Source organism: Phaeobacter sp. G2 (genome assembly GCA_025163595.1).
Lineage (GTDB): Bacteria > Pseudomonadota > Alphaproteobacteria > Rhodobacterales > Rhodobacteraceae > Pseudophaeobacter.
The window spans coordinates 269,458-283,164 of sequence record CP104100.1 but is presented as its reverse complement, the minus strand read 5'-3'; the positions used below and the strand labels follow the sequence as shown (position 1 = coordinate 283,164).

Genomic DNA, 13,707 nt, shown 5'->3' with positions numbered 1-13,707 from the left:
GATAAGTTTGAAAACAGTCGGGCGGGCTAGTTCTGCATTTCAGCCCGGATTTGCTGGCGCAACACGTCGATGGGCACCGTCTGGCCATCGCGCTTAAAGCACCAGTAGGTCCAACCATTACAGGAGGGCGCGTTTTCCAGATGTGCCCCCACCTGATGGATCGAGCCTTTGACATTGTCCCCAATCAGCGTGCCATCGGCGCGCACCTTGGCTTTATGTCTTTGGTTCATCGAATACAGCTCATCGCCGGGGCGCAGCATGCCACGTTCCACCAGCTGGCCAAAGGGCACACGCGGCTCGGCACGTTTACTGGTCGAGACCTGCAGCGCTTCGCGGTCGAATTTGCGCACGGATTTGATCCGCTCTTCGGCCACTTTGCGATAGCTTTCTTCCTGCTCGATGCCGATGAATTCACGGCCCAGCATCTTGGCCACAGCGCCAGTGGTCCCGGTGCCAAAGAAGGGGTCAAGAACCACGTCACCGGGGTTGGTTGAGCCAACCAGGATACGGTGCAGCAGGGATTCCGGTTTCTGCGTCGGGTGCGCCTTGTCGCCGTTCTCGTCCTTTAGCCGCTCATGGCCGGTGCAGATCGGCAGCACCCAGTCCGAGCGCATCTGGATGCCCTCGTTTAGCGCCTTCAGCGCCTCATAGTTGAAGGTATATTTGCCACCTTCAGATTTCGACGCCCAGATCATCGTCTCATGGGCGTTGGTGTAACGCTTGCCGCGGAAGTTCGGCATTGGGTTGGACTTGCGCCAGACCACATCGTTGAGAATCCAGAAGCCCTCGTCCTGCAGCGCGGTGCCGACGCGGAAGATGTTGTGGTAAGACCCAATCACCCAGATCGCGCCGTTTGGCTTCAGGATCCGGCGGGCCTGGTGCAGCCAGCGGCTGGTGAAATCGTCATAGGCCGCAAAACTGGAGAACTGATCCCAATGATCATCCACCGCATCGACCTTGCTATTGTCGGGCCGGTGCAACTGGTTCTTCAATTGCAGGTTATAGGGGGGGTCCGCAAAGATCAGATCGATAGAGTTGTCCGGCAACCCGGCCATCACGTCGATACAATCGCCGTCAATAATCGTGTTTAAAGGAAGCGCCGCGGCGCCCTTCGTCATTGTTTTAGTCATTTGCTCTGCCTCAAAACCACTCGGCGCATTTTTGCGCTCATTTTGGTTATCCACAGGATGAGTCATCCGGGATTCGAGGTCAATTTGTTTTTTAGATCAGCCCTCTACGGTTCACTCTTGATACAATATCTTGTGTACAGGTTTGAATGAGCGCCGATGATGTGGTGTCACCCCCAATTCGACCAAGGCCTCCCGGTGTTGCTTTGAAGGATATCCGGCGTTGCGCTCCCATCCATATCCTGGAAACTGTTGCGCCAAATCCACCATGAGCAAATCGCGTGCCTCTTTTGCCACGATCGAGGCGGCTGCAATCGAGACTGATTTGCCATCTCCTTTGACCACTGCTTCCGACTCAATTGTCAGGTCGCGGGGGATCATATTGCCGTCAATCAGCAGGTAATCCGGGGGCGGGTCCAAGGCCGCCACCGCGCGCTCCATCGCCAGATGCGAGGCGCGGAGAATATTAATGGAATCAATCTCTTCAACGCTGGCCTCTGCGAGGGAAACCTCGGCACTGGCCCAGATCTCTGCGGCGAGGGCGGCACGTTTTTTTGCGCTCAGCTTTTTGGAATCATTCAGCCCTTCAGGCAGCTGCGCCAGATCCAGGACCACGGCCGCCGCCGTGACGGGTCCGGCAAGCGGCCCCCGGCCCACCTCATCGACTCCGGCAATCCTCAAATAGCCCTTTTCATGGGCGGCGATCTCTAGGCTGTTGTCTGGCTGTTCCATGTCCCTGTCAGACCCAAAATCATCCCGTTTTGCAAGCTCTCGGCGCAAGCCACCCGCTGTGAGGCACAAAAAGAAGGGGGCCAAGGCCCCCTCAAGTCTGCTCGACGTGTTGCACTTGGGTCACTTTTCAGCGTGCCCCTTAGCGATTGACCAGGCGGTAGCCATGCTTGTTCAGACACCGGGGCTTGTAAGCGGTGCGATTTTTCCGACCGTTCCAGAAGGTCACCTTGCAGCTTTGCGGCAGGGAACGGACCTGATTGTAGTTGCGTTGCAGGCAACCGCGCGCCACCAGGGTTTTGCCATTTCGGAAGTTGGGAAAATACTTCACGCATTGTGCCGGCAGATCATAGCGACCAAAGCGCGGCGGCAGCGGACGGGGATGCGGCGTTGGATTTGGGCGATGCGGCCGGGTCACAGTCCCACGGCGGTGGTCCCGCGTGTTGTGATCGTGAATTGCCGCGCCCAGGATGCCCAAAACCGCCAGTCCTGCGACCACCTTTCCAAAGTCATCCCCGGCCCGCGCAGGCCCCGAGGAGGCCCCGGTGATGGCCAGTGCTGCGGCCAGAATGACGGCGATGAATTTACGGTGTTGTTTAGGCTGAGTGCTCTGGGTCATCGGATTGGTTCCTATTGTGTTACTGTCTGGTTGCGCCGCCTGATAGGGCGGCAACCCGCTGTGTTTCAGCCATGTCTGCCGTGATGTCGGCAGGGGTAATGGCAGGGATGTTGGCGGGATTAAAATCTGCACCCTCACACTCGGCCAACACCGCTCAGACAGGCAATAACAGCGCCATGATATCGAATAACCGATGGGACAAACGGCTGTTGTTATTGAATTTCATCCAGCTTTCAGGGCAGGGTGTGCAGATGAAACACGCCCTTGCCATACCGCTGATATGCTTTGCTTTGTTGGCGCAGATTGCGCCCGCACAGGCCGCCGATTGCTATGCCGATTACAAGGCCAAGCAGAACAACCCGCTGAAATTGCATTACGGGGTGATCCAGATCCGGGGCGCCTGCAACAAGGCCGCCGCGCAGGGGGAAATCCAGTCCCGCCTTGCGGCCTCCGGCTGGACCCTGTTGAATGTGATGGCGATCTTTGGTCCCGAAGGCCTGCAACAAAGGAAGGCCAATGCCGGATCCTATTTTCTCCGTTTCTGAGGCCCGCACAGCAGGCAGCCGTATCATCGCCTTTGGCATCGCCCTGATCGCCGCCCTGTTGGCCATCACCGGCACGGTGCTTTTGCTGGCGCTGCCCGATGCCAATGCCTTTAACGCACGGGTGGAACAGCTCTTTGTCGAAAACGACCTGACCGCCCAGGCCGAAATCAAACTGCTGGAGATCCTGGCCCAATCCGGCACCGCCTTTGCCGATACCCTGGCCAGCTACCGGGTGGTGATTTTTGTGCTCTTGGTCTTTGCCACCGCCATGATGATTGTCGCTCTGGTGGTGCTGGCAATGCTCTTGCTGCTCAACCGCCGCATGGCCCAGATCGAACGATCGGGTATTCAGGTGACCGAGCTGTTGATCAGTCGCGAGGAACACACTGTCTACCTCAACAACATGGGGTTCAAACTGACCGCCGCCGCGATGGAGACACTCTCTGCCCTGGCCGAGGCCCGGATGGATGATGACGTGCTGTCAGGCGCCGAGATCGAGGCGGTGATTTCCGGCAAGCACAGCAGCGATTGCGAAGAGGCCGCCGGTGCCACCCGGATCAAGCGGCTGCGCGACACTCTGGGCAACCAGATGGTGAGCGAACTTCTGGTCAAAAACATTGCCAAACGCGGCTATGTCTTGGCGATCAGCAAGGACGTCATCCGCATGGTCTGACCTGCCTGCCTGTGTCTGGGCGCGCCAAGTGCTGGTCACAACTTGGCGAGCCGGGGTGGATTTGGCAGCAAAACACATCCCCTGTGCACAGATGATCCTTCCAGCCACTGGATATTCACCTCCAAAGCCCCACATATAGGGCTGCCTCCCTGTGGGAGGCGCCCTGGGGTGTCTCTCGTTGCGTCCGGGGCTCAACAGGCCTCTCGGACGTCGGGGGGACAAGAGGATCGCCCCGAATGAACGCACATGTTCCGCCTCCCCCCAACAGTGCCGGCCCCAACAGTACCGGGCCACAGAATCGCGGCCCGCAAAATCATGGCTATGGCATTCTGGTCGAGCCCCTGCGCGGCGAGGTTCAGGTGCGGCGCGGTGGTTGCCTTTTGGCCAAAAGCACCCGCGCGCGGGTGATGTATGAAACCCGGGTACAGCCAACCATCTACATTCCGCGCGATGATCTCGTGGTGGATCTCTCCAACAAAGTTGGTCTGCAGACCTTCTGCCCCTTCAAAGGCACCGCCTGCTACCATGACCTGAAACTAGAGGATGGTCGCGTCGACAACGCCGTCTGGATCTATGAGAACACCCTGCCAGAGGCCTCGCAGATCGCAGGCCATGTGGGCTTCGTCTCTGATCCTGACACCCTGATCGACCTTGGCTCGAATCAGATTGCGCCACCTGAATATGGCAATATCTCCGGTCCGCTGGTCGACTGGCTGCTGCGTGAGGCTGCCTTTTTACCCACCCCAGCAGAGTTTACCAAGGCCTTTGCTGAAAAGCTGCTTGAGCAAGGCGTGAACCTGTCGCGCCTATCGGTACTGGCCTGGTCCTTGCACCCACAAATCGCGGGGAAAAACTTCATCTGGCAGAAGGCCACAGATGAGGTGACGACCTACGCGCCCAGCTATGAAATCTACGAGCACCCCTCTTATAATGCCAGTCCGCTGCGCCATGTCTCCAAAGGTCTGGGGGGTGTGCGCCATCGCATCGACACCGAAGACAGCGACGATGCCTTCCCCATCCTCAGCGATCTGCGCGCCGCCGGGGCAACGGATTATGTCGCCATGCCGCTGCCCTTCTCGGATGGGCGAATCAATGTGCTCACCGTGGCCTCGGATCACCCGAATGGGTTCTCTACCGCCAATCTGGGTCTGATCTTTGAATGTTCCGCCGTGGTGGCCCGTTACTATGAGGTCTTCATGCAGCGCGAAAACGCCCAATCCCTGCTGGAAACCTATGTGGGCAAACGCACCGGTGAACGGGTTTTGGGCGGCAAGATCCGCCGCGGCGAAGGCGATGAGATCGACGCCGCCATCATGTTCTGCGATCTGCGTGGCTCGACCCTGCTGGAGGAGCAGCTGGGACGGCATGACTATATCAAGCTGCTGAATGCGTTTTTCGACACCGCCTCCACCATCGTGCATGACAATGGCGGCGAGGTGCTGAAATTCATCGGCGACGCGGTTCTGGCAGTGTTTCCCGCCGGCGAGGAGAGCGGGCAGGATGCAGATCAGGCCCGTGCCCAGGCGCTGAAGTCCGCCCGCAGTATTGTCCCGGCTCTGGCGGAGGTCGCAGCCGAGCATGACTTGCCTGAACTCAAATGTGCCAGCGGTATTGCCTATGGCACCGTGACCTATGGCAATGTCGGCTCGCGGGAGCGGCTGGATTTCACCGTCATTGGCCAGGCTGCCAATATCGCGGCCCGCCTTGGCGACTATGGCAAGACGCTGGGCCATCAGATCGTGGTCAGCCAGAACTCGCTGCCAGGCTCCTGCCAAAACGCCACACCTCTCGGCGCCTTGAGCCTGCACAATGTCAGCCAACCAGTCGAAAGCTACGCTCTCGCGCCCTTCCTCACCGCGCCAGACCGTAAGCCCCAGCCCGAACCAGGTGGCCCACCGCCCGTTCCCGCCAAAGTCATCAAATAGCTGCGCAATTGAAGTTGCCCAAAATAGACGGGATCACAAGGCGCACCGCCTGCCGCAGGTGCTGGCGCGCCGCCCGGAACGGGCGGCGCCGGGCCCAAGGGCCGGGTGGTTTTGCGTCAGTAAAACAGGCCCGGCGCGCGGGAGCCCCCCCCTTGCCTGTCAGGCTGTCCGCTTACCTGATCCGACTGGTTTGACCATCTCAAACCAGACAGCAGCCACAGCCTACCTACGAAGCAGGAGCAGTCGCCACAGATCGTTGACTATCATCCCCCATGGAGATCAACAGCGGCTCTTCTGCCTGCCGCGCCTTGAACGCCGCCTTGTCCGTCATACCCCGCCAATCCTGATGCACCAGCGATTGCGCCACAGCCCCACCCAGCGTGGTGCCAGGGCCGGTGACGATAAACAGATCCGGCGCATATTCCTGCGCTGCGATCTGCACTGCGCGGGTGAAATCATAGCTCTCCACCACCTGATGCCCCAGGGTATAGTCCCAAAGACTGGCCAGATCAGTAGACCCCGGCTGCCAGATTGCCCCGCGCCCATCCACCAGCGGCACTGCGGGCTGCGTCAGCATGGCGCCATCCAGGCGTTTGCGCCCCTCAGCAGCCACCGGCGCCTGTAGCGCTGTGTGAAATCCGGCGTGGTTGGCCAGCCGCATGGGGAAACGATCTGCGATTTGCGGCACCGCAGCCTCAAAGGCAGCCAGGCCAGCGTCATCTCCGGCCAGCACCAGCATCCCCCCCAGATCAATCGACAGCGCCAGAACATGCCCGCTGCGGCCGTTGATCTGCGCCACCAGCGCCAAAAGCTCTGCCTTGCGCTGCAGATCTGGGCGCCAGTCATCACCGGTAAAGGGATAGACCAGCTGTCCGCCAATCAGATGCTCCTGCATCAAGGTCCCCATGGTGTTCACCAACTCAGACCCATCCTGCGCTGACAGCGCCCCGGCAGCGGCCAGCGCGATATACCAGCCCATGGAGTTGCCAGTGACCGCAACCACCTCGATATCCTCCGCCAGTGACTGCGCATCCGCCAAAGCGCTGGCATAGATCAGCGGCGAGGCAATATCCCCGCGCGAGTATTTCCCTACCGAAAACCGCGTTGCCCCATCCAAAGCGGTGACCTCTTCCTGGCCCAATGCAGCCCGCGCCGCGTCAAAGCCCGCAAACAGCGCCGCCTTATCAGCGTGATGGCGGTGCAGATAGCCCAGCTCGGGCTTGTTATAGGTGCCCCGGCCGGGGCAGATCAGAACGGCGGTGCGGGTCATGGTTTTGCTCCTACCAGGTCCAGGGCTGCGGCAAGAATGCTGTCTTTTGAGGGCAGCGTTGCGGCATAGGCCGGGCCGGTGGCGATGAAGCAATCCTCGGCGGCGATGCGCGCGGCAGGGCGGTCGCTGGCCTCCGTAAACAGTGCCATCAGCGCCTCGGATTGGCTGCCAGTGGTGCGGCATTCATCGACAATCAGCACATGTTTGCAGCTCTTGGTCGCTTGCAGCAGCGCCTCTGCCGGCAGTGGCGCCAGCCAGCGCAGATCAACAATGCGGGTCTTTATACCCCGCGCCTCCAGCTCGGCCTGGGCCTGGGTCGACAGATAGCGCCCATTTCCATAGGTCACGATGGCAAGATCCGTCCCCGCCCCATGCTGCCCCACCTCACCCAAAGCGATGCTTTGATCAGGGGCTGGGTAGGTCCGCATCCAGCCGCCATCCTTGGCCGCGTGCAGGTCCCGCATCGGGTAGAGCGCGATTGGTTCGACAAAAACCACCACCCGCTGTTCTTCACGCGCCAGTCGAACGGATTCGCGCAGCATCATCGCCGCCTCTGCCCCATCCGAAGGGCAGGCAATCACGATCCCCGGAATGTCGCGCAACACCGCCAATGAGTTGTCATTGTGGAAATGGCCACCAAAACCCTTTTGATAGCCCAGGCCCGCAATGCGCAGCACCATCGGGTTGCTGAATTGACCGTTAGAGAAAAACGGCAGGGTTGCAGCCTCGCCGCGCAGCTGGTCTTCGGCATTGTGCAGATAGGCCAGGAACTGAATTTCCGGCATCGGCACAAAACCATTGTGCCCCATGCCAATGGCCAGTCCCAAAATCGACTGCTCATCCAGCAGCGTATCAATCATCCTGTCCCGGCCAAAGCGCTGGTGCAGCTTTTGGGTAACACCGTAAACGCCGCCCTTACGGCCCACGTCTTCGCCCATCATGACGATCTCGCTATGCGCCAGCATCAGATCGGTCAGCGCCCAGTTGATCAGCCGTGACATCGGCTGCGGCTCGGACATAGCCCGCATGTCACCGCCAAAGGCAGTGGCGCGGTCCGCTGCGCTGGGTCCATTGCTGGCAGCGCAGGCGCGGGTGGGCGGGATCAGGCTGGCCGCAACATCGGCACCGCTTTGCAGATGCGGACGTGTCACCACCTCGGCGCGGATACGTTCCACCCGGGCACAGGTCTCGGTGTAGATCTTCAGCGCCTCTGCCCGGGGCAAGGCGCCGGCCTGGTCCAACAGGCGCACCGAATGCAGCAGCGGATCATTGGCCTCGTCTGCCTCGACCTCGGATTTGGGCAAATAGGTCGTTGGCACATCCGCGCCGGCATGACCGTAGAGCCGCACAGTGCCCAGATGCAAAAAGGCGGGTTTCTTGCGGCGGCGCACATAATCGGCGGCCTCTTGTGCCACCGCATGGGCCGCGTAGATGTCCAGCCCGTCCGCCTTGAAGTATTTGATGCCGGGGCGGGCGCGCATCGAGGTCTCGATCCAGCCCTGGGGTGTCTTGGTCGAAATGCCGATGCCGTTGTCCTCACAGACAAACAACAGCGGCAGCGGCGTTGACTGCACCGAGGTCCAGCCGGCCGTATTGATCGCCCCCTGCGCGGTGGAGTGATTGGCAGAAGCATCGCCAAAAGAACACATGACAATGCTGTCGTCGCGCATGAGCTGATGTTCGGGCGCATGGCGTTTGGCAGCACCGATGGAATAGGCAGCACCTACCGCCTTGGGCAGGTGGCTGGCGATGGTCGAGGTCTGCGGCGGGATCATCAGCGCCTTGGACCCCAGCACCTTATGCCGCCCGCCCGAGGTTGGGTCCTCAGATGAGCAGGCAAAGGACAGAAGCATATCCCAGGCAATACGTTGCCCCGGCACTTGATCGGCGCGGGAAATCTGAAAGGCGGCATCGCGGTAATGCAGAAACGCCATATCATCGGGGCGCAGCGCACGGGCAACCGCCGCCATGCCCTCATGCCCGGAAGAGCCGATGGTATAAAACCCCTGGCCCGCCTTTTGCATCGCCCGGCTGGTAATATCCAACGCCCGGCTCAGCACCTGTGCCCGGTAGATCCCCACCGCCTGCTCAGGTGCCAGCCCCGCCGCTGGCGCCGCGCCCTGCGGCAGGGCGCCGGAGGCAACCCGATCCAGGAAGTTTTGATGCACGATCTGAGCGCGGTCCATTGGCTATCCCTTTGTCTGTTTCGTCCCAGTTATCAGGCAAACCAGACATGAATTCCAATGAGATTATCAGCCCAATTCATGCAATTTTGGCATGGATTGGACTGTCGTGCCCCTACAGCTTGACCTGCCAGCCTTGGATCGCCATGAACGGTGGTGAGTTTCTTTTTGTCACCAGAGCGCCTCATCATCGGGCAACTCATCAACCCTGGAAACAGGGTGCGATGCCGCCAGCGGACCGATCATTCCAACACAAGGATCAAAATGCCCCGCGCCGAATCCTCTTACCGGCCTACCCTTGTCGATATGGCTCTCAGAACTTTGTGGGAACAAGGCTTCCACGGGGTCGCCATAGGGCGACAGCAGCGACAGCGTGGCGCTGCACCAACAGTGCCGCCCTCTGCTGTCACTGCGTGCCTATCGTTTTGGCATTGATGGGGCCGAATAAGATGACGGGTTATTCAGCCGCCACAACCCTGCCAGCAGGCCCCTTTCGGTTCATCGCGCTGGATGTGGAAACCGCCAGCCGTGACAGCGCCAGCATCTGCCAGATCGGCATTGCCTGTGTGCGTGCCGACAGCCACATCGAAACCTACACAACCTATGTAAACCCCGAGCAAAGCTTTGCCGCCTTCAACACCGAATTACACGGCATTGATGCAGCAACTGTCGCCCAGGCCCCCTGCTTTCCAAAGGCATGGGAACTGCTGAAGCCGCTGTTAGAACTACATCACCTGGTGCAGCACAGCAGCTTTGACAGCCGGGCCATCAGCGCAGCTTGCCGTGCCTATCGCCTGCCCAATGCAGATCTAAGCTGGAGCGACAGCGTCAAGATTGCCCGCCGGGCCTGGCCTGAGTTCAAAGGCAACGGTGGGCACGGGCTGGGCAACCTAAAAAGGGAACTGGGGCTTTCGTTTCAACACCACGACGCCGGGGAAGATGCCCGCGCCGCGGCGCAGGTGGTCCTGCTGGCGGAAGACCGGTTGGGCAAGAGCTTTGATGCGATCAGTGGCACCGCGCGCAAAGCACAGTTCAATCTCCCGCTTGGTCCACCATAAGACGCAGCCAATGAAGCCTGCCCCAAAGACACTCCACCAAGGGATTCACCAGAAATTCAGGGAAACCCTATAGCGTTTCTCCCGAAATGAATGCCCACACAGGGCGACAAATCGCGGAGATACGTATGAAGTTAATTGGTAAAACCCTGACCCTCGCGGCAGCGGTTGTGTGTACTGCGTCCCTCATGGCGTCAAAAACAATGGCGGAGCCTGTGCAACTCACCACCCTGGAATGGCCGCCCTATGTGAATTCCGATGGATCTGGGACCAGCACCGACCGGGTTATCGAAATTCTGCAAGGCGCCGGCATCGAAACCACCGTGCAGGTCTTCCCCTGGAACCGTGCGGTGAACCTGGCCGCCAAAGACCCGGCGTGGCTTGGCGTCTATCCAGAATATTACTCCGAAGCGGATGATGCTGACAAAGGTGGCGATCGCTGCCTGTATTCCAAATCCTTTGGCACCAGCCCGGTTGGCTTTGCCCAGCGGATCGACGCGCCAATCACCTGGTCTGACCACGCCGACCTGACCAGCTACACCATTGGTGTGGTGTCCGGCTATCTGAACGAGGCCCGTTTCGACGCCATGGTCGCCAATGGGGAAGTCCAAACCCAGGAAGTGACCGCCGATGACGCAAACCTCAAAAAGGTTGCCGCTGGTCGCATCGATGCTGCTGTGATCGACCGCGAAGTCATGGCCCACCTGCTCGCCGATATGCCCGCGCTTGCTGAACGACTGGAGTTCAACCCCGTCCCATTGGCGGAACATGGGCTTCATATCTGCTTTGAAAACTCAGACGCAGGCCGCGCATTGCGGGACCAGTTCAACGCCGCATTCTAAGCCGCGCCTTGTTATTTTAAGATGCGAAAAGCCCGTGTGTAGGGCTTTTCGTCTCCCTTGCTGTGCTCTTACCAGTCGTGCCTATTCTAATCCATTGGTGGTATTTTTGAGCCTGACAAATCACGCTTCCACTGTTGGTCAATCGTGAAAACTCAGAAGTTTGTACCCTGTACAACCCCACCCCGGATTCCCATGAGACGCTCTGCTGCACCGTGCTGAAAAAGAGAAAGCCTCAGGCGTTTCCGCCTAAGGCTTTGATAAAGTGGTGAGCCGTGATGGGTTCGAACCATCGACCTACTGATTAAAAGTCAGTTGCTCTACCAGCTGAGCTAACGGCCCACTTTATAGTCGCGGTCTAAGTGATTTATCCAAGAGGATCAAGCGCTTAATTTGCTATCGTCCGGCCAGTCCGTGTCGTTCTTGCCGTTCCGATTGGCGGCTATCTACGGTTCGCGGGGGAACGGGTCAAGCCCTTTTTTGAACTTTATGCGTCACAGACTGGATTCATTTTCACCACAGGTCTATATGGCCGATATGAGCATGTATTCAGAACCCCTTTTTCCCTTCATGAAGATGCACGGGCTGGGCAACGACTTTGTTGTTGTTGACGCGCGGAGCAATCGATTGGAAATCACCCCCGCCCTGGCGCGGGGAATCGCCCATCGTCAATTTGGCGTTGGCTTTGATCAGTTGGCGCTGATTGAACAGGGAAAGGGGGACGCGCATCTCACCTTTTACAACGCCGATGGCTCCACCTCAGCGGCCTGTGGCAATGCCACCCGCTGCATTGCCCGCCACCTGATGCAGGAAAGCGGCAAGACCGATCTGCACCTCACCACTGATCGCGGCGATCTATTCGCCTGCGACGTCGGCAACGGGCTCACCTCGGTCAACATGGGGCAACCGCAGCTGGACTGGCGCGACATTCCTTTGCGGGAAGAAACCGACACCCTGGAGTTGCCCATCGAGGGCGCCCCAACCGCCACCGGTATGGGCAACCCCCATTGCACCTTCTTTGTCGAAGATGCCGATCTCATCCCGCTCTCAGAGTTTGGCCCCAGATACGAACATCACCCGCTTTACCCCCAGCGCACCAATGTGCAGGTCGCCCATCTTGTTGGCCCCAATCACATCCGCATGCGCGTCTGGGAACGCGGTGTGGGCGTTACCCTGGCCTCTGGCTCTTCCTCCTGCGCAACCGCCGTGGCCGCCGCCCGACGCGGCCTGACCGGGCGCAAGGTCCAGATTGATCTGGACGGTGGCACACTCTGGATCGACTGGCGCGACGATGGCGTCTGGATGACCGGACCGACCATGCATGTCTTCACCGGCAGTTTCACCGCCGCTTTTCTCGAAAGTCTCTGACATGTCAGCGCCAAAGTTCACCACACTCGGCTGCCGTCTCAACGCCTATGAGACCGAAGCAATGAAAGAGCTGTCTCAGGCCGCTGGCCTGGAAAATCTGGTGGTGGTGAATACCTGCGCCGTCACCGCAGAGGCGGTGCGCAAATCCCGCCAGGAAATTCGCCGCCTGCGCCGGGACAACCCAGAGGCCCGCATCGTGGTCACCGGCTGCGCGGCCCAGACCGAACCCGAAACCTTTGCACAGATGTCAGAGGTCGATACCGTTCTGGGCAATACCGAAAAAATGCAGCCAGAAACATGGCATGGCATGGCCGCCAATTTCATCGGCGAGACGGAAAAGGTCCAGGTCGATGACATCATGTCGGTAACCGAAACCGCCGGCCACCTGATCGACGGCTTTGGCACCCGCAGCCGCGCCTATGTGCAGGTGCAAAATGGCTGTGACCACCGCTGTACCTTCTGCATTATCCCCTATGGCCGGGGCAATTCGCGATCCGTGCCCGCCGGGGTGGTGGTGGACCAGATCAAGCGGCTTGTGGACAAGGGCTATAACGAAGTGGTGCTGACCGGCGTTGACCTCACCAGCTGGGGCGCCGATCTGCCTGCGCAGCCAAAACTGGGCGATCTGGTGATGCGGATCCTCAAACTGGTGCCGGACCTGCCGCGCCTGCGCATTTCCTCCATTGATTCGATCGAAGTGGATGACAACCTGATGCAGGCCATCGCCACGGAGCCGCGTCTGATGCCGCATCTGCATCTGTCGCTGCAACATGGCGACGACATGATTCTCAAACGTATGGCCCGGCGCCACCTGCGCGACGACGCCATCCGGTTCTGCGAAGAGGCCCGGCGCCTGCGCCCCGATATGACCTTTGGCGCCGATATTATCGCCGGCTTTCCCACCGAAACCGAAGCGCATTTTGAAAACTCACTGGCGCTGGTCGAAGACTGTCATCTCACATGGCTGCACGTCTTTCCCTATTCAAAACGAGAGGGCACGCCTGCGGCCAAGATCCCCAAACAAATCAACGGCAACACCATCAAGCAACGCGCCGCCAGACTGCGCGCAGCTGGTGACGCCCAAGTCCAGAAACACCTCGCCACCCAGATCGGCAAAACCCATCAGGTCTTGATGGAAAACCCCCATATGGGTCGGACCGAACAGTTCACCGAAGTGAAATTCTCCAAACCTCAGAGCGAAGGCAAAATCGTCTCCACCCACATCCTCGGTATCAACGATACCCATCTCACCGCCTGAGCCCCCCACCTTTCATCTTGCACTAAATACCTCGGGGTGAATGGGCGTTCACGCCCAGAGGGGCAGCGCCCCTGCATCCCGCCTGATCAAACAAAAAGGCCCCCGCAAGGTGACTT

At 59.6% G+C, this 13,707-nt stretch carries 12 protein-coding genes and 1 tRNA gene; 7 read left to right on the top strand and 6 right to left on the bottom strand.

The features are described from left to right. Nucleotides 1–26 precede the first annotated feature (26 nt). The 3 genes from N1037_01385 to N1037_01375 form a co-directional block, all read right to left on the bottom strand. Nucleotides 27–1,130 (bottom strand): site-specific DNA-methyltransferase, encoded by a 1,104-nt coding sequence (locus tag N1037_01385; protein ID UWS79699.1) that lies wholly within the window; start codon nt 1,128–1,130, stop codon nt 27–29. 111 nt (nt 1,131–1,241) lie between these two features. Beyond that, on the bottom strand, nt 1,242–1,859 hold the full coding sequence (locus tag N1037_01380; GenBank protein ID UWS79698.1) for a ribonuclease HII: 618 nt from the start codon (nt 1,857–1,859) through the stop codon (nt 1,242–1,244). Nucleotides 1,860–1,998: 139 nt separating this feature from the next. Further along, a complete protein-coding gene (locus tag N1037_01375) occupies nt 1,999–2,475 on the bottom strand; it encodes a hypothetical protein (protein ID UWS79697.1) in 477 nt (158 codons plus the stop codon). A 251-nt stretch (nt 2,476–2,726) separates the two neighbouring features. Between N1037_01375 and N1037_01370 the strand changes: the two genes are divergently transcribed. From N1037_01370 to N1037_01360, 3 genes are all read left to right on the top strand, one after another. After that, a complete protein-coding gene (locus tag N1037_01370) occupies nt 2,727–3,020 on the top strand; it encodes a hypothetical protein (GenBank protein UWS79696.1) in 294 nt (97 codons plus the stop codon). Then, a complete protein-coding gene (locus N1037_01365; protein ID UWS79695.1) occupies nt 2,992–3,693 on the top strand; it encodes a hypothetical protein in 702 nt (233 codons plus the stop codon). The genes N1037_01370 and N1037_01365 overlap by 29 nt, the downstream gene beginning before the upstream one ends. Before the next feature lie 236 nt (nt 3,694–3,929). Continuing rightward, nucleotides 3,930–5,618, top strand: a complete 1,689-nt coding sequence (locus tag N1037_01360; GenBank protein ID UWS79694.1) for a DUF427 domain-containing protein — start codon at nt 3,930–3,932, stop codon at nt 5,616–5,618. 226 nt (nt 5,619–5,844) lie between these two features. Here the strand turns inward: N1037_01360 and N1037_01355 are convergent, their stop codons facing one another. Together N1037_01355 and N1037_01350 are read right to left on the bottom strand one after the other, a co-directional pair. Continuing rightward, nucleotides 5,845–6,888: an ACP S-malonyltransferase gene (locus N1037_01355; GenBank protein ID UWS79693.1), complete on the bottom strand. Its 1,044-nt coding sequence runs from the start codon at nt 6,886–6,888 to the stop codon at nt 5,845–5,847. Next, the gene (locus N1037_01350) at nt 6,885–9,074 is read right to left on the bottom strand and encodes a thiamine pyrophosphate-dependent enzyme (GenBank protein ID UWS79692.1); all 2,190 of its coding nucleotides are present in this window, start codon (nt 9,072–9,074) and stop codon (nt 6,885–6,887) included. Before N1037_01350 ends, N1037_01355 begins: the two co-directional genes overlap by 4 nt. A gap of 446 nt (nt 9,075–9,520) precedes the next feature. Between N1037_01350 and N1037_01345 the strand changes: the two genes are divergently transcribed. Beyond that, nucleotides 9,521–10,129, top strand: coding sequence for a 3'-5' exonuclease (locus tag N1037_01345; GenBank protein UWS79691.1), 609 nt, complete (start codon nt 9,521–9,523; stop codon nt 10,127–10,129). A 125-nt stretch (nt 10,130–10,254) separates the two neighbouring features. Next, the gene (locus N1037_01340) at nt 10,255–10,968 is read left to right on the top strand and encodes an ABC transporter substrate-binding protein (GenBank protein ID UWS79690.1); all 714 of its coding nucleotides are present in this window, start codon (nt 10,255–10,257) and stop codon (nt 10,966–10,968) included. Nucleotides 10,969–11,231: 263 nt separating this feature from the next. Here the strand turns inward: N1037_01340 and N1037_01335 are convergent. Then, a tRNA-Lys gene (locus N1037_01335) sits at nt 11,232–11,307 on the bottom strand. A gap of 186 nt (nt 11,308–11,493) precedes the next feature. Between N1037_01335 and dapF the strand changes: the two genes are divergently transcribed. Then, nucleotides 11,494–12,333, top strand: a complete 840-nt coding sequence (gene dapF, locus N1037_01330) for a diaminopimelate epimerase (GenBank protein UWS79689.1) — start codon at nt 11,494–11,496, stop codon at nt 12,331–12,333. A gap of 1 nt (nt 12,334) precedes the next feature. Continuing rightward, nucleotides 12,335–13,591, top strand: a complete 1,257-nt coding sequence (mtaB, locus tag N1037_01325; protein ID UWS81288.1) for a tRNA (N(6)-L-threonylcarbamoyladenosine(37)-C(2))-methylthiotransferase MtaB — start codon at nt 12,335–12,337, stop codon at nt 13,589–13,591. The last annotated feature ends 116 nt before the right edge of the window (nt 13,592–13,707 follow it).

Bases quoted from the DNA above. Each gene is read 5' to 3' on its own strand.
- N1037_01385 (UWS79699.1), bottom strand. From the start codon at position 1,130: ATGACTAAAACAATGACGAAGGGCGCCGCGGCGCTTCCTTTAAACACG.
- N1037_01380 (UWS79698.1), bottom strand. From the start codon at position 1,859: ATGGAACAGCCAGACAACAGCCTAGAGATCGCCGCCCATGAAAAGGGC.
- N1037_01375 (UWS79697.1), bottom strand. From the start codon at position 2,475: ATGACCCAGAGCACTCAGCCTAAACAACACCGTAAATTCATCGCCGTC.
- N1037_01370 (UWS79696.1), top strand. From the start codon at position 2,727: ATGAAACACGCCCTTGCCATACCGCTGATATGCTTTGCTTTGTTGGCG.
- N1037_01365 (UWS79695.1), top strand. From the start codon at position 2,992: ATGCCGGATCCTATTTTCTCCGTTTCTGAGGCCCGCACAGCAGGCAGC.
- N1037_01360 (UWS79694.1), top strand. From the start codon at position 3,930: ATGAACGCACATGTTCCGCCTCCCCCCAACAGTGCCGGCCCCAACAGT.
- N1037_01355 (UWS79693.1), bottom strand. From the start codon at position 6,888: ATGACCCGCACCGCCGTTCTGATCTGCCCCGGCCGGGGCACCTATAAC.
- N1037_01350 (UWS79692.1), bottom strand. From the start codon at position 9,074: ATGGACCGCGCTCAGATCGTGCATCAAAACTTCCTGGATCGGGTTGCC.
- N1037_01345 (UWS79691.1), top strand. From the start codon at position 9,521: ATGACGGGTTATTCAGCCGCCACAACCCTGCCAGCAGGCCCCTTTCGG.
- N1037_01340 (UWS79690.1), top strand. From the start codon at position 10,255: ATGAAGTTAATTGGTAAAACCCTGACCCTCGCGGCAGCGGTTGTGTGT.
- dapF (UWS79689.1), top strand. From the start codon at position 11,494: ATGGCCGATATGAGCATGTATTCAGAACCCCTTTTTCCCTTCATGAAG.
- mtaB (UWS81288.1), top strand. From the start codon at position 12,335: ATGTCAGCGCCAAAGTTCACCACACTCGGCTGCCGTCTCAACGCCTAT.